This window comes from Murinocardiopsis flavida (assembly GCF_003014485.1).
Taxonomy (GTDB): domain Bacteria; phylum Actinomycetota; class Actinomycetes; order Streptosporangiales; family Streptosporangiaceae; genus Murinocardiopsis; species Murinocardiopsis flavida.
In genome coordinates, this window is sequence record NZ_PYGA01000011.1 from 119549 (window position 1) to 141255 (window position 21707).

The 21707-nt window shown below is 71.8% G+C and carries 18 protein-coding genes and 1 pseudogene; 10 read left to right on the forward strand and 9 right to left on the reverse strand.

Annotated elements, in window-relative coordinates:
* Positions 1 to 11: 11 nt before the first annotated feature.
* From CLV63_RS16380 to CLV63_RS16415, 9 genes and pseudogenes are all read right to left on the reverse strand, one after another.
* Positions 12 to 617, reverse strand: a complete 606-nt coding sequence (locus CLV63_RS16380) for a TetR/AcrR family transcriptional regulator (RefSeq protein ID WP_106584023.1) — start codon at positions 615 to 617, stop codon at positions 12 to 14.
* Between the two features lie 107 nt (positions 618 to 724).
* A complete protein-coding gene (locus tag CLV63_RS16385) occupies positions 725 to 1903 on the reverse strand; it encodes an acyl-CoA dehydrogenase family protein (protein WP_106583901.1) in 1179 nt (392 codons plus the stop codon).
* Positions 1900 to 3141: a biotin/lipoyl-containing protein gene (locus CLV63_RS35245; RefSeq protein ID WP_394339786.1), complete on the reverse strand. Its 1242-nt coding sequence runs from the start codon at positions 3139 to 3141 to the stop codon at positions 1900 to 1902. The genes CLV63_RS16385 and CLV63_RS35245 overlap by 4 nt, the downstream gene beginning before the upstream one ends.
* Before the next feature lie 12 nt (positions 3142 to 3153).
* Positions 3154 to 4452: pseudogene (locus tag CLV63_RS35250) on the reverse strand (ATP-binding protein); the annotation flags it as partial.
* A 237-nt stretch (positions 4453 to 4689) separates the two neighbouring features.
* Positions 4690 to 6288 (reverse strand): acyl-CoA carboxylase subunit beta, encoded by a 1599-nt coding sequence (locus tag CLV63_RS16395; protein ID WP_394339785.1) that lies wholly within the window; start codon positions 6286 to 6288, stop codon positions 4690 to 4692.
* Positions 6285 to 8003, reverse strand: a complete 1719-nt coding sequence (locus tag CLV63_RS16400; RefSeq protein ID WP_106583904.1) for an acyclic terpene utilization AtuA family protein — start codon at positions 8001 to 8003, stop codon at positions 6285 to 6287. The genes CLV63_RS16395 and CLV63_RS16400 overlap by 4 nt, the downstream gene beginning before the upstream one ends.
* Before the next feature lie 141 nt (positions 8004 to 8144).
* The gene (locus CLV63_RS16405; protein WP_106583905.1) at positions 8145 to 8696 is read right to left on the reverse strand and encodes a hypothetical protein; all 552 of its coding nucleotides are present in this window, start codon (positions 8694 to 8696) and stop codon (positions 8145 to 8147) included.
* The gene (locus tag CLV63_RS16410; RefSeq protein WP_106583906.1) at positions 8689 to 9780 is read right to left on the reverse strand and encodes a helix-turn-helix domain-containing protein; all 1092 of its coding nucleotides are present in this window, start codon (positions 9778 to 9780) and stop codon (positions 8689 to 8691) included. The genes CLV63_RS16405 and CLV63_RS16410 overlap by 8 nt, the downstream gene beginning before the upstream one ends.
* Positions 9781 to 9856: 76 nt before the next feature.
* Entirely contained in the window at positions 9857 to 10342 is a 486-nt protein-coding gene (locus tag CLV63_RS16415) for an Lrp/AsnC family transcriptional regulator (RefSeq protein ID WP_106584025.1), read from the reverse strand.
* A 373-nt stretch (positions 10343 to 10715) separates the two neighbouring features.
* Here CLV63_RS16415 and CLV63_RS16420 point away from each other — a divergent pair, with 373 nt between their 5' ends.
* The 10 genes from CLV63_RS16420 (at position 10716) to CLV63_RS16470 (ending at position 21705) form a co-directional block, all read left to right on the forward strand.
* The gene (locus CLV63_RS16420; protein ID WP_106583907.1) at positions 10716 to 11075 is read left to right on the forward strand and encodes a hypothetical protein; all 360 of its coding nucleotides are present in this window, start codon (positions 10716 to 10718) and stop codon (positions 11073 to 11075) included.
* Between the two features lie 481 nt (positions 11076 to 11556).
* On the forward strand, positions 11557 to 12507 hold the full coding sequence (locus CLV63_RS16425) for a thiamine pyrophosphate-dependent dehydrogenase E1 component subunit alpha (protein WP_245928873.1): 951 nt from the start codon (positions 11557 to 11559) through the stop codon (positions 12505 to 12507).
* The gene (locus CLV63_RS16430; RefSeq protein ID WP_106583909.1) at positions 12507 to 13550 is read left to right on the forward strand and encodes an alpha-ketoacid dehydrogenase subunit beta; all 1044 of its coding nucleotides are present in this window, start codon (positions 12507 to 12509) and stop codon (positions 13548 to 13550) included. The genes CLV63_RS16425 and CLV63_RS16430 overlap by 1 nt, the downstream gene beginning before the upstream one ends.
* Before the next feature lie 129 nt (positions 13551 to 13679).
* Positions 13680 to 14045 (forward strand): biotin/lipoyl-containing protein, encoded by a 366-nt coding sequence (locus CLV63_RS16435; RefSeq protein ID WP_106583910.1) that lies wholly within the window; start codon positions 13680 to 13682, stop codon positions 14043 to 14045.
* 203 nt (positions 14046 to 14248) lie between these two features.
* Positions 14249 to 14959: an alpha/beta fold hydrolase gene (locus CLV63_RS16445; protein ID WP_106583911.1), complete on the forward strand. Its 711-nt coding sequence runs from the start codon at positions 14249 to 14251 to the stop codon at positions 14957 to 14959.
* A gap of 528 nt (positions 14960 to 15487) precedes the next feature.
* The gene (locus tag CLV63_RS16450; protein WP_106583912.1) at positions 15488 to 16555 is read left to right on the forward strand and encodes a BMP family lipoprotein; all 1068 of its coding nucleotides are present in this window, start codon (positions 15488 to 15490) and stop codon (positions 16553 to 16555) included.
* Positions 16556 to 16794: 239 nt separating this feature from the next.
* Positions 16795 to 18510 (forward strand): ABC transporter ATP-binding protein, encoded by a 1716-nt coding sequence (locus CLV63_RS16455; protein WP_106583913.1) that lies wholly within the window; start codon positions 16795 to 16797, stop codon positions 18508 to 18510.
* Positions 18507 to 19946, forward strand: a complete 1440-nt coding sequence (locus CLV63_RS16460; RefSeq protein WP_106583914.1) for an ABC transporter permease — start codon at positions 18507 to 18509, stop codon at positions 19944 to 19946. The genes CLV63_RS16455 and CLV63_RS16460 overlap by 4 nt, the downstream gene beginning before the upstream one ends.
* Positions 19943 to 21217, forward strand: a complete 1275-nt coding sequence (locus tag CLV63_RS16465; protein WP_106583915.1) for an ABC transporter permease — start codon at positions 19943 to 19945, stop codon at positions 21215 to 21217. The genes CLV63_RS16460 and CLV63_RS16465 overlap by 4 nt, the downstream gene beginning before the upstream one ends.
* Before the next feature lie 86 nt (positions 21218 to 21303).
* Positions 21304 to 21705, forward strand: a complete 402-nt coding sequence (locus tag CLV63_RS16470; protein WP_211301337.1) for a cytidine deaminase — start codon at positions 21304 to 21306, stop codon at positions 21703 to 21705.
* Positions 21706 to 21707 lie beyond the last annotated feature (2 nt).

Consider the following 21707-nt stretch of genomic DNA (forward strand, 5'->3'; position numbering starts at 1 on the left):
CGTGTTCGCTCTCAGCGAACAGGGGAGCGGGCGGCGCCGACCGCCGCGTCGAGCATCACGGCCCACTGGCGCACCACGCGCTCACGCCGGGGCCCATCATCGGTGAGCAGACCCGCAAGGCCCAGGCCGCGCGCCAAGTCCAGGCACGCTTGAACGGATTCGCGGACGCCGGGCGCGCCCTCGTCCACGCCCAGCAGTTCCACCGCCGCCCGGTGTGCCTGGCGGCCGACGTCCTCCTCCAGCGGGAGCACTTGCGCGCGCAGCGCCGGGGCGTTCGCCGCCGCGGCCCACAACTGGACACCGGCCGCGAACTCCGCGCCCGTGTAGGCGTCGACCAGCATGGCCACGACAGCCTCGGTACGTTCACGGCCCGTTGGCAGCCCTGCGGCGTGCCGCCGCATCTCACCGACCCTCGCGGCACCCGCGTGCCGTAGCGCGGCGACGAACAGGTCCTCCCTGGTGCGGAAGTGGTGCTGTGCCGCCCCCCGCGACACACCCGCCCGCGCGGCGACCAACGCCACTGTGCTGCCGGACCAGCCGACCTCCGCGAGGCACAGGATCGCGGCGTCGAGCAGCCGCCGCCGTGTGGCACGGCTACGCTCCTGGCGCGGTTCCATCGACACCCTCCCCGGCTCCTTTCCCCGGCCCGTTTCTGTCGGCTCCTTTGCATTGCTCCCCGTCCCCCAGGCCCGCGCCCCCGCGTCCCCGCGCCCCGCCCCGCCCGTCAGTAGGACTTCGGCAGGCCGAGTGAATGCTGCGCGACGAAGTTCAGCACCATCTCCCGGCTGACGGGCGCGATACGGCCGAGGCGCGCGGTCACGATGGCCGCCCCCAGCCCGAACTCCGAAGCGAACCCATTGCCGCCGAGCGTCTGGACGGCCTGGTCCACCGCCCGGACGTTCGCCTCCGCGGCCGCGTACTTCGCCATGTTCGCGGCTTCACCCGCGTCGACCGACGCCGCCCGCACGGTCGCCGCGTCAGCGGAGTCGTACAGGAACGCCGCCTTCCCTGTCATCAGCCGGGCCAGTTCCACCTCGACCTTGATCTGCGCGAGCGGGTGCGCCAACCCCTGGTGGGCGCCGATCGGCACCCCCCACACCTCGCGCTGGCCCGCGTACTCGACGGCTCGATCGAGGGCGAACCGGGCCGATCCGGAGCTCAGCGCCGCGGCCATGATGCGCTCGGGGTTCAGCCCGGCGAACAGTTGCAGCATGCCCGACTCCGGTTCGCCGACGAGGCTGTCGGACGGCAGCCGCACGTCGTCGAAGAACAACCCGAACTGGTGGTCCGGGCTGACCAGGTCCATCGGGATCCGCTGCGCCTCGAACCCCGGGGTGCCGGTGGGGACGACGAACAGCGCGGGCCGCAGCCGTCCGCTGCCGGCGTCCTCGGTGCGCGCCACGACGAGCACGGCGTCAGCGACATCAACACCCGAGATGAAGGTCTTGCGCCCGCTGAGCACCCAGCCGTCGCCGTCGGGGCGCGCGGTGGTCGTGATGTTGTGCGCGTTGGAACCGGCGTCGGGCTCGGTGATGGCGAAGGCGAAGATCTGCCGTCCGGAGGCGATGCCCGGCAGCCAGCGGCGCTGCTGCTCAGGCGTCCCGAACCGGGAGAGCACCGTCCCGCAGATCGCCGGCGAGACCACCGCCATCAGCGTGGGGCAGCCGGCGGCGCTCAACTCCTCCAGGACGGCGGCGAGATCGCCGATCCCGCCGCCGCCACCGCCGTACTCCTCCGGCAGGTTCACCCCGAGGTACCCGAGCTCGCCCGCCTCGGTCCACAGCTCGCTCAGGTACTTGCCGGAGCGGGCCTTCTCCCGGTAATACGCGGGGCCGTATCGGGCCGCGAGGGAGCTGACGGCCGCGCGCAGCGCCTGCCGCTCGTCCGATTCGACGAAACTCATGTGGTCGTCCTCTCCGCAGGGGCGGCCGGTCGGTCCTGGGTCGGTGCTTTCGCGGCGTCCGAATCGAGGTCGGACCCGGGTGCGGAGACAGAATCGGGATCAGGGCCGGTATCCGCCCCGGCCGCCGTGTGCGCTCCCCCGCCGGTTCCGCCGACCGCATCGCCACGAGTCGCCGCTTCCGCGTCGGGGACCACTTCCGCATCGGGGACCACCTCCGCGAGGACGTCGCCCGTGCCGACCTGGTCGCCGGGGCGCACCCGGACGCCCGCCACGGTTCCGGCGAACGGTGCGGCCAGCTCGTGCTCCATCTTCATCGCCTCCACTGTGAGAAGCAGCTGTCCCGCGCCCACGCGGTCGCCGTCGCTTGCCGCGACACGTCGGACCGTCCCCGGCAGCCGCGCGACCAGCCGCCCCGGGTCCGTCGCCGCGGTGGGTTCGGGGAACCTGCTGAGGGGGACCAGCGCCACCGCCCCGAGCGGCGAGTCGACGCAGACCAACCCGTCGTAGCGGGCCACGTCGAACACCCGGCGCACCCCGCCGACGTCCAGGGTCACCTGGTCGGGCGCGACGGCCACGACCGCGACTCCGTCGACCCCCACCGCAACGATCCCGGGGCGGCTGTGGCGGTACCCGACCTCGATCACGTCGCCGGGGTCGTGGTCGGGGCGCGTTGTCCTTGCGGCGTCGAGGTGGCGGCGCAGATGCGGCTGCGACGGGAGGTTGCGCCACCCCGCGGGCAGCGAACCCAGCACCTGCGCGGCCGACCGGTGGTGCGCCGCGTCGGCGAGGGCCGCGGCGAGCGCGGACAGCCGCCGCACCACGTCGTCGGCGCGGGGTTCCGCGAGGTCGGGATGCGCGGCGAGGAAGCCGGTGTGCACGGCTCCCCTGCCGAACTCGGGGTGGCGCAGCACGTTGACCACCAGGTCGCGGTCGGTGACCGGACCGTGGATGCGGGCGCCGCTCAGCGCCGCTGCCAGCCTGCGGAGCGCGTCGGCGCGGTTCGGCGCCCACGCGACGACCTTGGCGAGCATGGCGTCGTAGCGCACACCGACCCGCGAACCGCCGACGACTCCGCTGTCCACCCGGATCCCGCCGCCGACCGGGGCCGCGAACTCCACGGCCCCGCCGACCTCGAACCGGTGGACCGTGCCCGGCTGCGGCTCCCACCCGCGGCGGGGGTCCTCGGCGTACACCCGCGCCTCGATCGCGTGCCCGCGCGGCTCCGGCGGCCCACCCACGAGCGGCTCACCCTCGGCGATCCGGAGCTGCCACTCGACCAGGTCGAGACCTGTGACGCACTCGGTCACCGGATGCTCGACCTGGAGGCGCGTGTTCATCTCCAGGAAAGCGAACCGCCCCGTTGCGGATGATGCGCCCGTCCACAGGTAAGGGTCCTGTGGCGGCGGGGAAAGGTCGCGAGCGGCTTTGCTTAAAGCAAGGGGTCCCCCTGCGGGCCCACCGTCGTCATGCCCTGCCGCAGCTCCGGAAACCCTGGCGGCGCGCTCCCCTTCGGTCCCGCTGTCCGCGCGTCCCGCTCCCTCGCGTCCCTCGTCCGCGTGGCCCTCTACCTCGTGTCCGTCCCCGCCGACCCTCGCGCCCGCCTCAGTACCCGGCTCTGTCTCTGCCGCTGCCGCTGCACCTGCCTCTGAATCTGCCGCTGCACCTGATCCTGCGCCCGTCCCCGAACTCGCCCTCACACCCGCACCCGCACCCGCACCCACACCCGCACCCGCACCCGCCGCGACGATGAACTCCACGGTCCCTGCGCCGACATAACCGCAGGCCCGTGCCGCGTCCACGGCGGCCCGCCGCAGGTCCGTGCGCAGGCCCGTGCCGATCCCCGGCGCGGGGGTCTCCTCGATGATCTTCTGGTGCCTCCGCTGGACGGAGCAGTCGCGTTCGCCCAGGGCCCACACCGTGCCGTGCGCGTCGGCGAGCACCTGCACCTCGATGTGCCGCGCGGGGTCGAGGTAGGGCTCGCAGAACACCTCCGGGTCGCCGAACGCCGCGGCGGCCTCGGTGCGCGCCGACGCCACCGCCTCGGGCAGTTCCGCCAGGTCGCGGACCACCCGCATACCGCGCCCGCCACCGCCCTTCGCCGCCTTGACGAGCACGGGCAGGTCGGCGGCCGTGACGGAGCCGGGATCGACGCCACTCAGCACGGGCACCCCAGCGTCGCCCATCAGCCGCTTCGCCGCACCCTTGTCGCCCATGGCGGCGATCGCGTCGGGCGGCGGCCCGACCCAGGTCAGGCCCGCGGCGATCACGTCGGCCGCGAACCCGGGGTCTTCGGACAGGAACCCGTACCCGGGGTGGACGGCGTCGGCGCCGGATGCGCGCGCGGCGTCGATGAGCGCCGCGGAGTCGAGGTAGGTCGAGTCGAGTGTGGTCCCGGGCAGGACGACGACGCTGTCGGCTGCCGCGGCATGCGGTTCACCGGTCTCCTCGGGCGTGCACACCGCGACGGTGGCGATGCCGAGCCTGCGGCAGGTCGCGAAGATCCGCCGGGCGATCTCGCCCCGGTTGGCGACCATCAGTGTGGAGATCATCGCGCCTGTGCCTCCGCCTCTCACGTCGCGACCCGCCAGTGCCGCCGGTGCAGCCGGTGCAGCAGGTCCCGGTGCGCCGACCCGAGCACGGAACCGTCCACCGTGTCGACCACCGGCTCCGGCCCCGGCTCCCACCCCACTCCCGGTTCCACTGAGTCCAGACCCGCCACCGCCCTCACCACCAGCCGTCCGGTACCGCTGCCTCCGAACCCACCACCGCCCCCATCACGCTCCCCCTCACATCCGGAACACGCCGAAGCCGTCGGTGCCCCGCACCGGGGCGCTGTGCACGGCGGACAGGCACATCCCGAGGACGGTGCGGGTGTCGCGCGGGTCGATGACGCCGTCGTCGTAGACGCGCCCCGACAGGAACATCGGCATGGACTCCGCCTCGATCTGCTGCTCGACCATGGCGCGCATCGCCGCGTCCTGCTCTTCGCCGTACTCGCGCCCTTTCGCGGCGGCCGACTCCCTGGCGACGATGGACAGGACCCCTGCGAGCTGGGCCGGCCCCATGACGGCGGAGCGTGCGCTCGGCCACGCGAACAGGAACCGGGGGTCGTAGGCGCGCCCGCACATCCCGTAGTGCCCGGCGCCGTAGGAGGCGCCGATGAGCACGGACAGGTGGGGGACGGTGCTGTTGGACACCGCGTTGATCATCATCGCGCCGTGTTTGATGATGCCGCCCTGTTCGAATTCGCGGCCCACCATGTAGCCGGTCGTGTTGTGCAGGAACACCAGCGGTGTGTGCGAACTGTTGGCGAGCTGGATGAACTGGGCGGCCTTCTGCGACTCCGCGCTGAACAGGACCCCGTGGGCGTTGGCGAGGATCCCCACCGGGTAGCCGTGCAGGCGCGCCCACCCGGTGGTCAGCCCGGCGCCGTAGTCGGGTTTGAACTCGTCGAACTCGGACCCGTCTACGACCCGGGCGATGACTTCGCGCGGGTCGAAGGGGGTCTTGAGGTCGGCGGGGACGATGCCGAGCAGTTCACCGGGGTCGTGGAGCGGGTCTGCCGCCGGCGCCTGCGGGCCCGGCCCGGTCTTGGTGTGGTTGAGCCGCGCGACGATGCGGCGGCCGATCCGGACGGCGTCGTACTCGTCGGCGGCGAGGTGGTCGGCGAGGCCGGAGGTCCGGGCGTGCATTTCGGCGCCGCCGAGGGATTCGTCGTCGCTGGTCTCCCCGGTCGCCATCCGTACGAGCGGCGGCCCGCCGAGGAACACTTTGGAGCGTCCGCGCACCATGACCGCGTGGTCGCACATGCCGGGGACGTAGGCGCCGCCCGCAGTGGAGTTGCCGAACACCAGCGCGAGCGTGGGGATCCCGGCGGCGGAGAGCCGGGTGAGGTCGCGGAACAGGCGCCCGCCGGGGATGAAGATCTCGCTCTGGCTGGGCAGGTCGGCGCCGCCGGACTCGACGAGGTTGATCAGCGGCAGCCGGTTCTGCTCGGCGATCTCCATGGCGCGGAGGGTCTTCTTCGCGGTCCACGGGTTGGACGCGCCGCCGCGCACGGTGGGGTCGTTGGCGACGATCACGCATTCGACGCCTTCGACGGCGCCCACCCCGGTGACGACGCCGGCGCCCACGGGGTAGTCGGAGCCCCACGCGGCGAGCGGGGACAGTTCCAGGAACGGGGAGTCGGGGTCGAGGAGCAGTTCGATGCGTTCGCGTGCGAGGAGTTTGCCGCGCGCCCGGTGCCGATCCACGTACGCGGGGCCGCCGCCCGCGAGGGCTTTGGCGTGCTCGGCGTCGATTCCGGCGAGGGCGTCGCGCATGGCGTCGGCGTTGGCGGTGAACGCCGCTGATCCGGTGTCGGCCGCTGTGGTGAGGACTGTCACGGCAACAGCACCTCGGGGACGTCGATGTAGCGTCCGCGGAGCCATTCGGCGAGGCCCTTCGCTTGCGCGTCGGGGCGGTGGCCGGATGCGGCGCCGCCGCCCAGCAGCCCTTCGACGACGAAGTTCACGGCGCGCAGGTTGGGCAGCAGGTGCCGGGTGACGGGCAGTGCCGCGGTTTCGGGGAGGAGCCCGCCGAGCCGTTCGACGGTGAGTTCGGTGGCGAGCCAGCGCCAGGCGTCGTCGGCGCGCGCCCAGATCCCGACGTTGGCGTCGCCGCCTTTGTCGCCGCTGCGGGCGCCGAAGAGGGTGCCGATGGGAACTCTGCGGAACCGTCCCCGCTGCGGGGGGCTCGGCAGTGCGGGGGTTGCGACGGGAAGGAGTGTGCGGGTGCGGGGGGCCGGGTCGATGGGGGTGCGGGTGCCGTCGGGGAGGACGGCGGTGTGGGGGACGTCGGCGGCGGGGATGGACGCCGCTTCGATGGCGAGCCCGTCGGGGCGGGCGTCGCCCGGTGGCGCGGCCGCGTAGCAGCCGGGGTACCCGGACAGAACGGTGCCGATGACCGCGGCGGTGAAGGTGCGGCCGACGGCGCGGGGGTCGGGGTCGCGGCCACGGACGATCAGCGGGGTTCCGGCGGCCTGCTGGGTGAACGCGTCGATGACGGGCCGCTCGCCCAGTTCGAATCGCAGGTCGGCGGGTCCGCTCCCGGCGAGTGCGGCGCGGATCTGGTGTTCGGCGAGCCGCGCTTTCGCTTCGGTGTCGAGGCCGGTGACGACGAGGGGGACGTCGTTGGCGTATCCGGTCATGGTGTTGGCGATGACCTTGGCGTCGGGCGGGGGCTCTTCGCCTTTGACGCCGCTGACGCGCACCCGGTCGGGTCCTTCCTGCGCCAGGCGGACGGTGTCGAGGCGCGCGGTGACGTCGGGCCCGGGGTAGCGGGCCCCGGCGATCTCGTAGACGAGTTGGGCGGTGACGGTCCCGGTGGTGACGGCGCCGCCGGTGCCGTCGTGCTTGGTGATGACGGATGAGCCGTCGGCGTGGATCTCGGCGAGGGGGAAGCCGGGGCGGGTGAGGTCGCGGCCGTCGTCCTGGAGTTCGGTGAAGAACGGGTAGTTGCCGCCCGTGGCCTGCGCGCCGCATTCGATGATGTGCCCGGCGACGGTGGCCCCGGCGAGCGGGTCGAGGTCGCCGCGGCCCCACCCGTGGTGGGCGATCGCGGGTCCGACGGCGAGTGACGCGTCGGTGACCCGCCCGGTGACGACGATGTCGGCGCCGGCGCGCAGGCATTCCGCGATGCCGAAAGCGCCGAGGTAGGCGTTCGCGGCGACTGGGGTGCCGAGGCCGAGTTCCGCGGCGCGGTGGCGCAGTTCGCCGCCTTCGACGTGGGCCACGCGCGCGTGCAGGCCGAGCCGGTCGGCGAGGGCGCGCAGTTCGTCGGCGAGCCCCGCGGGGTTGAGCCCGCCGGCGTTGGTGACGATGGCGACGCCGCGTTCCAGTGCGACGCCGAGGCACTCCTCCATCTGCGCGAGGAAAGTACGGGCGTAGCCGAGCCGGTGGTCCTTCAACCGGTCGCGGCCGAGGATGAGCATGGTGAGTTCGGCGAGGTAGTCGCCGGTGAGGACGTCGAGCGGCCCGTCGGTGAGCATCTCCCGGACGGCGCTGAACCGGTCGCCGTAGAAGCCGGAGGCGTTGCCGACGCGCAGCGGTCTGGTGCCCATGCGCCAGAGCGTCCCACCACGGCCCCCCGAAAACAAGCATGCCTGCTTGTTCTCCACCCCCCGCTTTCTGGCTGGCGCCCGGTTTTCGCGGTGCGGGCGTGACCGCGCTCGGTTGCCGTCTCACCGCGGCCCGATTGAAGGTCAGGGAAGCAGCCCTTTCTGCTCACACCAGGAGACGAATTCACCGCGGGTGAACGGCAACCTCATTCCGGAGGCGGAGAGCGCGTCGACCAATGCCGAAGCGCCCGTTTTGGTGCAGTGCCCGCGGCTGCATGATTCGGCCAGCAGGCCGAGTGTGCCCTGCAACCGCACGCCGTACTGCCGAGCGACCCTGCGCGCGTCCCTGTCGTCCATGACGACGGTCCCGCCGTGGAGCGACGCGTAGGCGCACAGGGTGGCCTCCCCGATGTTGTGGTCGTCTTTCAGCCCCATGCGCTGTGCCCACTTCGAGAACTCCACCAGGAACGGCAAGGAGTCCGACGGAACGACGGTCACCCACTTTTCCTCGGCGACGGCAGTGTGCGCCTCTTGGCTGTTCCTGCGGATCTCGTCCATGACCGCTTGGGTGGTCACGCATTCCCTGCCGTCGACCAGGCTGCCGAGGACGTCGAGACGATCGGCTCGGGCCGCGTGCAGCAGAGGCGAGGCGTCGAAGATGAGGCGGTCGGATGAGGGCGATCCGCCGCTAGTCATCGCTCAGGTCACCGGTTGAGATCTGGCCCCGCAGCATCTCCACTGCGCGGGTTGCCGTGACATGGTGCGCCTTGAACGCCTGCATCACGGCGGAGGCGTATCGGGGGGGTACCCGCACCGAGTCCAGGTCCGGCTGCGGCCTCCAACCCAACGCGTCCTGGAACTCCGCGAATGTCGGTACCCGTGTTTTCAACCTCCGGGCTTGGGTGGTGTCAATCACCCGCGCGTTCTTCGCCTGGTGCAGTGTGAGACTCCAGGAGACACGGTAGATCGCAGACAGGCGTATGAGGGCCTCCCGTTTCCCCTCTTCCGCAGTCTGGTCGGCGATGCCGCGTGTGACAGCGTGCGGCAATAGGAACTCCGCGGCGAACTCCTCGACAACGGCCTCCCGCGTGTCCCGGGAGGCATGCACCCCCAAGTCCGTGGAGAACTCGTCGCCGAGAACCATGTGGCCGAGTTCGTGCGCGGCGGTGGAGCGCCGCCTGCCGGGTTGCTGGGCGAGGTCGACGACCGCAACTGCGGTATCGCCGTCGACGAGTGCCGCGCCGTCGGATGGGATCCGTATGACTGCGATGGACTGGCCGGCCATTTCACATGCGTCGGCGACGGATTCGACTGGATTCCGCCCGATTCCCAAGCGGTCCCGGAGCCAGTGCGCCGCTGCATGCGCGTCGGCGGAGCCGGTGACCTTTCGTGGGTAGCGCAGCATGGGTTGGAGGGTGAGGTGTCCTGATTCGGTGAGTTGTCGGACGTCGCGGAGCCACTCCGCGAGCAGTACCTCCGTGCGGTAGGCATCGCGGTCGACCTGTGTCTCGCCGACGTCGCCGATGTCGAGGACAGCCGTTGCACGGCGGGACACCACTTCGGGGGCCTGGTGCAGGAAATGGTTGAGGGGAACGTCGAGCGCTTGGGCGAGCCGGGTGAGCTCGATTGCGTCGATCCGGCGGTCACCGCTCTCCAGCTTGGAGATCATGCTCCGTTCCAGGCCACCAAGCTCGGCAAGCTGCTGCTGGGACAGGCCCGCGGCGGCCCTGCTCCGCCGGACACGCTCACCGACGATGGCCCAACTCAGCTGCTCATCCATGTGTGCGATGATCGCACAATCGATGGGTGATGGGAATCATACTCGCGGAATTCGCGCTCCTTACGGCTGGCTGAACCTATTCGGGGATCTTGACTACGGGGCGGTGGACTACCTCGTCGATGACGGTGAGGGTCTGGGTGGCGGTGACGCCGGGGAGGGCCTGGAGGCGGGTGAGGATGAGGTCGCGGAGCTGGTCGGTGTCTGCGACGCGGGCGAGGAGCACGATGTCGGCGGAGCCGACCACGTACCAGCAGTACTCGACCTCGGGGAAGGACGACAGGATCTCGCGGTTGGCGCGCCAGTCGGGCTGGCTGCCGGAGATGAGGATGAGGGCGGTGACGCCGAGGCCCATCCGGGCGTGGTCGGCGACCACCGAGTAGCCGCGGATGACGCCGTCGTCGGTTAGGCGCTTGATGCGGTTGTAGGCCGTCGCCCGGGACACGTTCGCCATTGCGGCGATCTCGGTGACCCCGGTTCGGGCGTCGTCGGTGAGGGCGTTGATGATCGCCCGGTCGGTGGAGTCGGGTCCGCGGCCCGCCCGCCGATGGTCTTCACTGCCCATGCGCTCCAGCTCGCCTTTCACACCGCGTCGGGGTTGTCCGTCGGTCGCGGCTCCGCGTGGCAGATCCGCATCACTGCCACTCGTCGCTACTGCTCATCGCCACCGGCCGTCACTACTGGTCGTGCCGTCGCGCGCCCGCCGGGTGCAGATCCGTGCCCTGCGGGTGCGCGCTTCGCCCACGCGTGCCCCTGGTGTCACGCGTGCACCTCAAGACAGTCATATGCGGCCGGTGAGATTCAAGGGCCTGGCGGAAAGCCGCGTGCGTCATTGCGGTTCCCTTCGGTTCATTTCATACAGGCGTCTATACCGCGCCCGGGTGTGCGGCTTAGGATCGTCGCAGGCCGGATCCGCCGGCCGCCGATGAGGAGTCAGCATGCCGGTTCCTTCATCCGTGCGTGAACGCATCAGGGGCTTCCTTCCCGCGGGCGCCCAGATCTCCTACATGTTCCCCGCGTCGTGGAACGAGACCGCGTTCTTCTTCGTGGTGGTCACCGAAGCATCCGTCACCGTCGTCTCCACCGGGATCATGTCGCGTACCCGATTGAAGGCGATCTGGCACGTCTTCCCGCGCGGCGTGCGCATTGGCCCGGTCGACACCAATCTCACGCCGGTATTCGAGCTGGGCGGGCGCCAGTTCGAGGTCGACGACGAATACGTGCCCGTCATCAACGCCGCCGACGCCGAGCTTCTGGGGCGCGAGGCGATGCCGCCCGACCCGTTCGCGGACCTGTAGTCCGGACCGCCGCGACGACGTCGAACTTCCCAGTCCCCCAGTCCCCCACCACCGATCCCCAGATCCCCCAACACCCATCCCCTCCGACAGCACCCGCCCCCATCCCTTCTTCCAGTCCCCCAGTCCCCCGTCCCCCAGCACCATCGCCCGCCGCGCATCGTCCGGAGACGCGCGGCGGGCGATGGTGTCCCGAGCGCCCGGCCTCGGCACAGTGTGTCGTTTGCACCGCCCCCACTCACGTTATTCTGGACGAAAGCGGACCGAATCGGCTACATGGAACACATCTGTATCGACTTTTCACCTGGATCTAGCGCTGGTGTCGATCGCGAGTCGAGAATCGTGCACACACCATCCGCGTCCCCGCCGGTCACACAGCGGGACGGTCCAAGGGGGTCGCCGAATGTCCCAGCCTCGATCGGTACCCGGGGCGCCGCCCGCACCCGACGCTCCAACATTGCCCGCACACCGGTTCTACGAGCTGATGCGCACCGCCCGCCTGCTCGACGACGAAGCGGTCGCCTTGCAGCGCCAGGGGGTGTTCCCCGCCTACGTGTCGCTGCGCGGGCAGGAGGCCGCCCAGGTGGGCAGCGCCGCCGCTCTCGACCGCGAGCGCGACTTCGCGTTCCCCACCTACCGGGAGATGGCGGCGGCCCTCACCCTCGGCGTGGACATGGTGGGCTACATGGCCAGCCACCGCGCCCTGTGGCACGGCGGCACCTACGACCCGATCGCCTCCCGGTTCGGGTCGGTGAACGCCGTCGTGGGCGGCCCCGTACCGCATGCTGTGGGCTGGGCGATCGGCGAGCGGCTGCGCGGCAGCGGGGGGTGCGCCCTCGCGTACTTCGGCGACGGCGCCAGCTCGGAGGGCGACGTCCACGAGTCGATGAACTTCGCCGGCGTGTTCGGCGCGCCCGTGGTGTTCCTCTGCCAGAACAACCAGTGGGCGCTGTCGGTGCCGCTCGACCGGCAGGTGGCGGGCGGGTCGGTCGCGGCGCGCGCCGCCGGGTACGGGATGCCCGGTGTGCGGGTCGACGGCAACGACGTCGAGGCCGTGTACGAGGCGACGGCCGAGGCGCTGCAACGGGCGCGCGGGGGCGGCGGCCCGAGCATCGTGGAGGCGTTCACCTACCGCGCGGCGCCGCACTCCACCTCCGACGACACGGGACGCTACCGCGACCCCGCCGAGGAGCGGCAGTGGCGCGACCAGGATCCGATCGACCGGTTGGGCGCGGCGATGCGGACCGCCGGGCTGGCCGATGACGCGTTCTTCGCGTCCGTTGAGGACCGGGCCCGCGCCGAGGCCGAACGGATCCGCGACGCGGTGAGCGCCGCCCCCGAACCCGCCCCCTCGGACATGTTCGAGCATGTCTACCGCGAACCCACCGAAGAGCTGGCCCGCCAGCGGCGCGCTTGGGAACAGGAGGCCCTGTGATGACGGAGCTCGCACTCCGCCCGGACCCCGAAGAGCGGCGCGAGGGGCCGGCCGCGCCGCCGACGCCCGTGTCGATGCAGCAGGCGATCAACCTCGCGCTGGCACGCGCGCTGGAGGAGGACGACACGACCCTGGTGTTCGGCGAGGACGTGGGGCCGCTCGGCGGCGTGTTCCGGGTGACCGACGGCCTCCAGCGGCGCTTCGGCGACCACCGCGTGTTCGACACCCCGCTCGCGGAGTCCGCGATCGTCGGCGTCGCGGTGGGGCTCGCCATGAACGGTTGGCGGCCCGTCCCGGAACTCCAGTTCGACGGGTTCGCGTATCCGGCCGTCGACCAGATCGTGAACCAGATGGCGCGGATGCACTACCGGACGCGCGGCGCCGCCCCGATGCCGATCACCCTGCGGCTGCCCAGCTTCGGCGGCATCCAGGCCCCTGAGCACCACGGTGAGAGCCTGGAGGCGCTGTTCGCGCACGTCCCGGGGTTGAAGGTGGTCGTGCCCGCCGACCCGGGAGAGGCGTACCGCCTGCTGCTGCAATCCGTGCGCGCCGACGACCCCGTGGTCTTCATGGAGCCGAAGGCCCGCTACTGGGACCGGGCCCCCATCGGTGCCACCGAGCCGGCCGACCCCATCGGCACCGCCCGCGTCGTACGGCCGGGCCGCCACGCCACGCTCATCGCGTGGGGGTCGATGGTGCACCGCTGCTTGCAGGTCGCGGAGCTGGCCGCGGAGGACGGCGTCCACCTGGAGGTCCTGGACCTGCGCTGGCTCAAGCCCATCGACACCGCCACCCTGGCGGAGTCGGTGCGGCGGACCCGCCGCGCCGTGGTCGTCCACGAGGCGCCGTTGACGGCAGGGCTGGGCGGAGAGGTGGCGGCGCTGGTGGGCGAGCACGCGTTCAGTTCCCTCGCGGCGCCGGTCGAGCGTGTCGCAGGCTACGACGTGCCGTATCCCGCTGGTCCACTGGAGCGGCAGTACCTGCCGTCGGTCGACCGGATCCTGTTCGCGGTCCAGCGGACCCTGGAGTTCCAGCGGGCCTGAACCGGCCGTGTGAGCGGGGCACCGCACCACGGCGCCGCACTGCCGGAACCGCACTGCCAGCACCGCCGACCACTCCTCGACCACCGCCTACCACCACCGACCACCGCACACATCGGAGTCTCAGCACGCATGAACCAGCCGAACACGGGGCCGCAGCAGCCCTCGAACACCACGACCTTCACCCTGCCGGACCTCGGCGAGGGCCTGGTCGAGGCGACGGTCCTCACCTGGCTGGTCGCGCCCGGCGAGCAGGTGGTGCGCAACCAGCCACTGGTGGAGGTCGAGACCACCAAATCGGCGGTGGAGATCCCCTCGCCGCACGCAGGGACGGTCGCCGCGCTGCACGCCGAGGAGGGCGCGGTGCTGGCCGTCGGTGCGGACCTCGTCACATTCGAGGTCGCGGGCGCCCCCGCCGCCGGGATCGTGGGTACCGTTCCGGTGGACGACGCGAAGCCGCAGCGGCGCGTCCGGCTGCGGCCGCCCGACGAGGGGTAGGAGGGGTAGTCCGCGGCACGGGCACCGCGGTTCAGGCTCGGCGCCCCGACCGGGCTCGCGCAGGGCCCGGCCACCGCAGCACGCACCGCACCAGCCACCCGCCCGCCCGAACCCACCGCACCACCACCCACCGCACGCACCGCACCGCACCGCACCGCACCCACCGCACGCACCGCACCGCACCCACCGCGAGGAGACCGAGGATGCCGCAGACCATCGAGCGCGACGGCGCGCTGTCGTTCACGGTCACGGCCGGCTCCGGTGATCGCCCTGTGCTGCTCGTGCACGGCTTCGGTTCCAACTACGCGATGAACTGGGAGGCGCCGGGCTGGCCGTGGGCGCTGCGCGCGGCCGCCGACCGGATCATCGGGGTGGACGTCCGCGGGCACGGGGCGAGCGCGAAACCGCACGACCCGGCGTCGTACGCTCCCGAGGCCCTGGTGGGCGACCTTGTGGCGGTGCTCGACGCCGTGGACGCGGCGCAGGTCGACGTCGTCGGCTACTCGATGGGCGCCCGGCTCACGTGGGAGCTGGCGGTGCGGCACCCGGAGCGGGTACGCAGGGCGGTGCTGGGCGGGTTCGGCCCGCGCCCGCTGACGGAGGACGACCCGGACGCGTTCGTCGCGGCGATCGCGTTCGCCGCACAGCTGCCGGGCAACGACATTGAGGCGCTGCGCGCGTGCGCGAAGGGGCAGGCCGCGCACCCCTTCGACGCGGCGGCCGGTGTGCCGACGGCGCCGCTGCTGTTCGTCGCCGCCGAGGGCGACGGCCTCGCCGACGGGGTCGAGGACCTCGCCGCCGGTGGCGCCGGTGGCGCCGGGTCTGAGGTGGTGCGGCTGCCGGGGCGCGACCACCGCACGGCGGTCTCGGCGCAGGCGTTCAAGCGCGCGGCGGTGGAGTTCCTCAGCGGCTGAACGACGGGTGACCGGCGGCGGCACGGGTCGCGGTCCGGTTTCGCGGCGGGGCCTTCGGACGCCGTCCGCCGCGCCCCTCCCCGCCTTCCGGTAATCCGCCGCGCCCTCCCGAACGCACCCCCTCCACCGCTCCCCGCCGCACCCTCCGGTAATCCGCCGCGCCCTCCCGAACGCACCCCCTCCACCGGTCCTCCCCACCGCACCCTCCGGCGCTCCGCCGCACCCCCTCCACCTCGTCCTTCCCGGTGCACGTTCCAGTGCTCCGGGCGCTCCGCGTTTTGGCAACAGTTGCCATGGTCGGGTGCCGCGCGGCTACGGTCGGCAACGGCGATGACACGCGTCGACCCGCGACTTGGTAACGTCCGTTGCACTCCGCTCTCGCCTTCATAACAACCGCCGGTTATGGATGGGTGACATTTGCCGAACGGGATATCGTCCGGCTGAATGACCCGGCGAAATGTCTGCGATGTATGAATCGCACAACCAGTCCGTGGGAGGACCGCCGAGGGTGTCGAACGGGAGACAGCAATGAAGCGCAACCGCACGATCCTGACCCGGTTCGCCGCCGTCGCGGCAACGGGGGTCCTGGGTCTGAGCATGACGGCCTGTGACAACCCCAGCGGAGACGACGGGAAGAAGGGCGGCGGAGAGGACTCCGAGCTCCGCGTCGGCCTCGCCTACGACATCGGCGGGCGCGGCGACAAGTCGTTCAACGACTCCGCCTACCGCGGACTGGAGCGCGTCAAGAAGGAACTCGGCGTCACCGACGCCAAGGACCTGGAGCCCTCCGAGGGCGAATCGGACGCCGACAAGGTCGAACGCCTCAAGCTCATGGCCGAGGAGGGCTACGGCGTCGTCATCGGGGTCGGCTACGCCTACGCCGAGCCGATGAAGGAGGTCGCGAAGGACTACCCCGACGTCAACTTCGCGGTCGTCGACTCCGAGATCGAGGGCGCCGACAACATCACCAGCCTGGTCTTCGCGGAGGAGCAGGCGTCGTTCCTCGCCGGGGCGTCCGCCGCCCTGAAGACCGAGGAGGACCACGTCGGCTTCATCGGCGGTGTGAACACCCCGCTGATCCAGAAGTTCGAGGCGGGCTTCATCGCCGGTGTCGAGGAGATCGACCCCAAGATCAAGATCGAGAACACCTACCTCTCCCAGCCGCCGGACATGAAGGGCTTCCAGGACCCGGCGCGCGGCAAGGAGGTCGCGCTCGGCCAGTACGACAAGGGCGCCGACGTGATCTACCACGCGGCCGGCGCGTCCGGGAACGGCATCCTCGAGGCGGCCGCCGACCAGGAGAAGCTGTTCATCGGGGTCGACAGCGACCAGTACGAGTCCGCCCCGGAGGACCGGAAGAAGTACGTGCTCACCTCCGCCGTCAAGGACGTCGACAAGGCGGTGTTCGAGTTCGTCAAGTCGGTGCAGGACGGCAAGGCGCAGGCCGGGATCCAGCGCTTCGACCTCGCCAGCGGCGGTGTCAGCTACACCAAGTCCAACAAGGACGAGATCGGCGACGTCGAGAAGGAACTGGACGAGCTCCAGCAGAAGATCATCGACGGGGACATCAAGGTCCCCACGAAGCCCGAGAAGTAGGCTTCGCCCGTGCGCGGGCGGGCCGCCGCGAGGCGGGCCCGGCCGCGCACGGAACCGGTCGTCGACCACGCCGTCCCAGGGAGCGTGCCCTGGGGCGGCACCGGTGTGCCGTACCGTGCCGTGGTCCCGCGGGTCGTGTTCATTCTTCCGCGGGGCACCTACCGGGCCGGCGCACCGTCCTCCACCCTCGGCGGCGCGCTGTGCGATCCACGGCCGCCCCCATTCCACAAGGGAGTGCGATGAGCGGCACTCAGACCGGGCGCGGGGCGGCACCTCCCGCGGTCGAGCTGCGCGGTATCACCAAGCGGTTCCCCGGGGTCGTTGCCAACCACGACATCGACATCGAGGTCGCTGCCGGTACCGTGCACGCGATCGTCGGCGAGAACGGTGCGGGCAAGTCGACCCTCATGAAGACCCTGTACGGGATGCACCGGCCCGATGAGGGCACGATCGCCGTCAACGGCGCCCGGGTCGACCTGAACTCCCCCGCCGCTGCCATCGGGCACGGCATCGGCATGGTGCACCAGCACTTCATGCTGGCCGACAATCTGACCGTCCTGGAGAACGTCGTGCTGGGCGCGGAGCGCGAGCACGGCATCGGCGCGGCGGCGCGCAAGCGCATCCGAGCGCTGTCCGAGCAGTACGGGTTGGGCGTGGATCCGGACCGGCTGATGGAGGAGTTGGGGGTCGGCGACCGCCAGCGGGTGGAGATCCTGAAGGTCCTCTACCGGGGGGCGAACATCGTCATCCTGGACGAGCCGACGGCGGTCCTCGTCCCGCAGGAGGTCGAGGAGCTGTTCGGGAACCTGCGCGAACTCAAGCGCGAGGGGCTCACCGTCATCTTCATCTCGCACAAGCTGGACGAGGTGCTGGGGGTCGCCGACACCATCACCGTGATCCGGCGCGGGACGACCGTCGACACGGTGGCGCCGGCCGATGTGACCGCCCGCGAACTCGCCACCCTGATGGTCGGCGGGGAGCTGCCGGTACCGGAGCTCAGCGAGTCGACGGTCACCGACGAGGTCATGCTGCGCGTCGAGGGGTTGCGCGTCGAGTCGGCCGACGGGCGCGCCGCGGTCGACGACCTCAGCCTGTCGATCCGGCGCGGCGAGATCGTCGGAATCGCCGGTGTCGAGGGCAACGGCCAGTCGGAGCTGATCGAGGCGATCATGGGCATGCGGCCCGCCGCCCGCGGCTCCCTGACCCTGGGCGGCGTCGACATCACGGCGTGGGAGACCCGCCGCATCCGCGAGGCCGGTGTGGGCTACGTCCCCGAGGACCGGCACCGCCACGGCATCCTCCTGGAGTCCCCCCTGTGGGAGAACCGGGTGCTGGGCCACCAGACCCGGCGCCCTTCCGCCAACGGGGTGTGGATCGACGCCGCGGCGGCGAAGGCCGACACCCGGCGCATCGTGGACGCCTACGACGTGCGGACCCCCGGTGTCGACGTGCTCGCCGACGCGCTGAGCGGCGGTAACCAGCAGAAACTGATCGTCGGCCGGGAGATGAGCGGCGAGCCCCGGGTGCTGGTGGCCGCGCATCCCACGCGCGGCGTGGACGTCGGGGCGCAGGCCGCCATCTGGGAGCACCTCCGCCGGGCGCGCGCGCAGGGGCTCGCCGTGCTGCTGGTCTCCGCCGACCTGGACGAGCTCATCGGGATGTCCGACTCCCTGCACGTGATCCTGCGCGGCAGGCTCGTCGCGGAGGCCGACCCGGCGACGGTCACCCCGGAGCGGCTCGGTTCGGCCATGACAGGCGCCGGTCTCGACGAGGGCACCGGGGAAGGCACCGTGGAAAGCGTCGAGGAGGGAACCGGCGAGGGGGCGGATCAGTCCGACCAGCCCGACCGGTCCGACCAACCGGACCGGTCGGACCGACCCGATCCAGCCGCCCCGGACACCCCCGGCACCCCGGATACCGGCACGCAGCGACCCGACGACGAGGACCCAGCATGACCAACACCGCAACCGGGTTCCTCCGCGGCCCGTACGGGGTCGCCGCCCCGGCGCTGCTCGCCGCCGCCGTCACGGTCCTCCTCGACTTCGCGCTGCTCGCGTGGGCCGCGCTCCTCATCGGCGCGGCCGCGGCGTTCATCGCGTCGCTGTGGCTGCTGCCCAGCGGGCGGCCCGCGGAGCCCGCGGGGATGCGCGTGGTCGTCACCGCCTCCGCGCTCGCGTCCGGGCTCATCGCCGGGCTGCTCACCGCCGCTGTGCTGGACCTGTGGCTGATCGAGGCCGTCGCCTACGGGATCGGCGCGCTGGCCGGCGGCGCTGTCGGCCCGCTGGTCCACCGCAGGATCCCGGCGACGCTCGCGCTGGCGATGGTCGCCGTCGCCGCGGCCGTGGTGCTGTCCCTGCTGGTGACGGCGGTACTGCTGACCGCGACCGGGGTGGACGCGCTGTTCACCTTCAGCCAGATGCTGGGCTACGGTGTCCAGCCGGACAGCCTCGTCAAGGTCCTCAACGATGGGACGACGTTCTACCTGTCGGCCGTCGCCGTCGCCATCGGCTTCAAGATGAAGCTGTTCAACATCGGCGTCGACGGCCAGTACCGGCTGGCGGCGCTGCTCGCCGCCGCCGTCGGCGGGCAGTGGGTGCTGCCGCCCGTCGTCCACCAGGTCGTGGTGATCGTGGTGGCGGTCGCGGTCGGCGGCATGTGGGCGGGGATCGCCGGGTACCTGAAGGTGACGCGCGGCGTGTCCGAGGTCATCTCCACGATCATGCTGAACTCGATCGCCACCGGGATCACCGCGTACCTGCTGCACACCGACCGGCTCGCCGTCGAACTGGGCACCAACAACATCGGCACCAAGCCCATCCCGGAGTCCGGCCAGGTGCCGGGCATCCCCACCGGCTTCATGGGCGCCAACACCGAGATCTACGGGCTGGTGTTCCTCGCCATCGCCGTCGGCGTGGGCTACTGGGTGCTGCTGAACCGCACCCGGTTCGGGTTCGACCTGCGCGCCACCGGGATGTCCGCGACGGCCGCGCTCGCCAGCGGCGTCAACGTCAAGAAGATGGTCGTCTGGTCGATGGTCATCTCGGGCGGGGTGGCCGGGCTGGTGGGCGTGCCGCAGCTGCTCGGCTACTCGCACCACTATGCGCAGGACTTCCCCGCCGGGCTCGGGTTCATCGGCATCGGCATCGCCCTGCTGGGCCGCAACCACCCGGTCGGGATCGCGCTCGCGGCGCTGTTCTGGGCGTTCCTGAACCAGTCCTCGCAGATCCTGGACTTCCAGGATCCGCCCATCCCCAAGGAGATCGCGGTGGTCACACAGGCCACGATCGTGCTGACCGTCGTCGTCGTGTACGAGGTCGTGCACCGGTGGGGCCGCCGCTACGAGCAGCAGCTCGTCGGGGCGGAGCTGGGCCGGGCGGGGGTGTCGGCATGAGCCAGACGATGACCGGGGCTGCGGCCCCGGCGAGCGCGCCCGCGCGGCGCCCGAGCAACCGGTGGCGGGTGGTCAGCCTCGTCCTCGCCGCGTTCGTGGCGCTGGCGGGGGTCCGGGCGTTCACCGGGCAGGACTCGCTGACCGAGGCGGGGACCATCCGCACGATGCTGGTGTTCGCCGTGCCCATCGGCATGGCGGGGCTGGGCGGGTTGTGGGCCGAGCGGGCCGGGATCATCAACATCGGCCTCGAAGGCATGATGATCTTCGGGACGTGGTTCGGCGCGTTCGCGGCCTACGCCACCGGCAACCCGTGGGCGGGGCTCGCGGCGGGCATCCTCGGCGGGGTGTTCGGCGGCCTGATCCACGCCGTGGCGACGGTGACCTTCGGCGTCGACCACATCGTGTCCGGTGTCGCCATCAACATCCTCGCGCTGGGCGCCACCCGGTACCTGTCCCTGCTGTACTTCGTGGGCGCCGAGGTCGACGGGTCCCGCGGTGGGGCGTCGCAGTCACCGCAACTGCCGGAGTTCCCCGAGGTCAGCGTGCCGTTCATCGCGGACCTGCTGCGTCCCGTGCAGGCCGGCGGGTGGTTCCTGGTGTCCGACCTCGCCCGGCTCGTCGTGGGCCTGACCACCGACATGTCGGTCGTCACCCTGATCGCGCTGCTGCTCATCCCCGCCACGTACCTGGTGCTGTGGCGGAGCACGTTCGGGCTGCGGCTGCGGAGCTGCGGCGAGAACCCCGACGCCGCGGAGTCGCTGGGGGTGCGCGTCTACGGCTACAAGTACGTGGCCGTGCTCGTCTCGGGCGGGTTCGCGGGCCTCGGCGGGGTGTTCCTCGCGATGGTGGCGTCCTCGGTGTACCAGCAGGGCCAGACCGGCGGTCGCGGCTACATCGGCCTCGCGGCGATGATCTTCGGCAACTGGCGCCCGGGCGGGCTCGCCATGGGCGCGGGCCTGTTCGGCTACACGGACGCGGTGCAGGTGCGCGGTTCGGGGGCCGGCGTCCACTCCCTGCTGCTGCTGATCGCGTTGGCGCTGGTGGCGGCCGCGCTCTGGCAGTGGTTCCGGCACCGGCGGTGGAAGACGGCGCTGGCGGCGGCCGTCGCCGCCGTCGCGCTGCTCGCGGTGTTCCTGACCACCGACACGCTGCCGAGCCAACTGGTGACCTACAGCCCGCACATCGCGACGCTCCTGGTACTGTCGCTGGCCGCGCAACGGCTGCGCGCACCAGCGGCCGTCGGACGGCAATGGCGCAAGGGGAGTTCGTGACGCAGACCGATTCAGGGGACAGCGCAGATTCAGGGGCGAGCACAGCGGCCGGGGCGGGATCCGGCATCCGCGCGGGAGAGGAACCCATGGACCACAACGGCCCGATCGACTGGGATGGCCTGCGCGCCGCCGCGGCCGAGGCGATGGTCAGCGCCTACGCGCCCTACTCCGGGTTCCCGGTGGGTGCGGCGGCGCTGGTCGCCGACGGGCGGGTGGTGACCGGCTGCAACGTCGAGAACGCGTCCTACGGCCTGGGGCTGTGCGCCGAGTGCGGCCTCATCTCGGCGCTGCACACCAGCGGCGGCGGCCGGATCGTCGCGTTCACCTGCTGCAACGGGGCGGGTGCGCGGCTGATGCCGTGCGGGCGCTGCCGTCAGCTCCTGTTCGAGCACGGCGGCGGCGAGCTGCTCGTCGACACCACCGAAGGGGTCATGACCCTGGACCGGGTGCTGCCGCAGGCGTTCGGCCCGGCCGACCTGCCCCGCTGAGT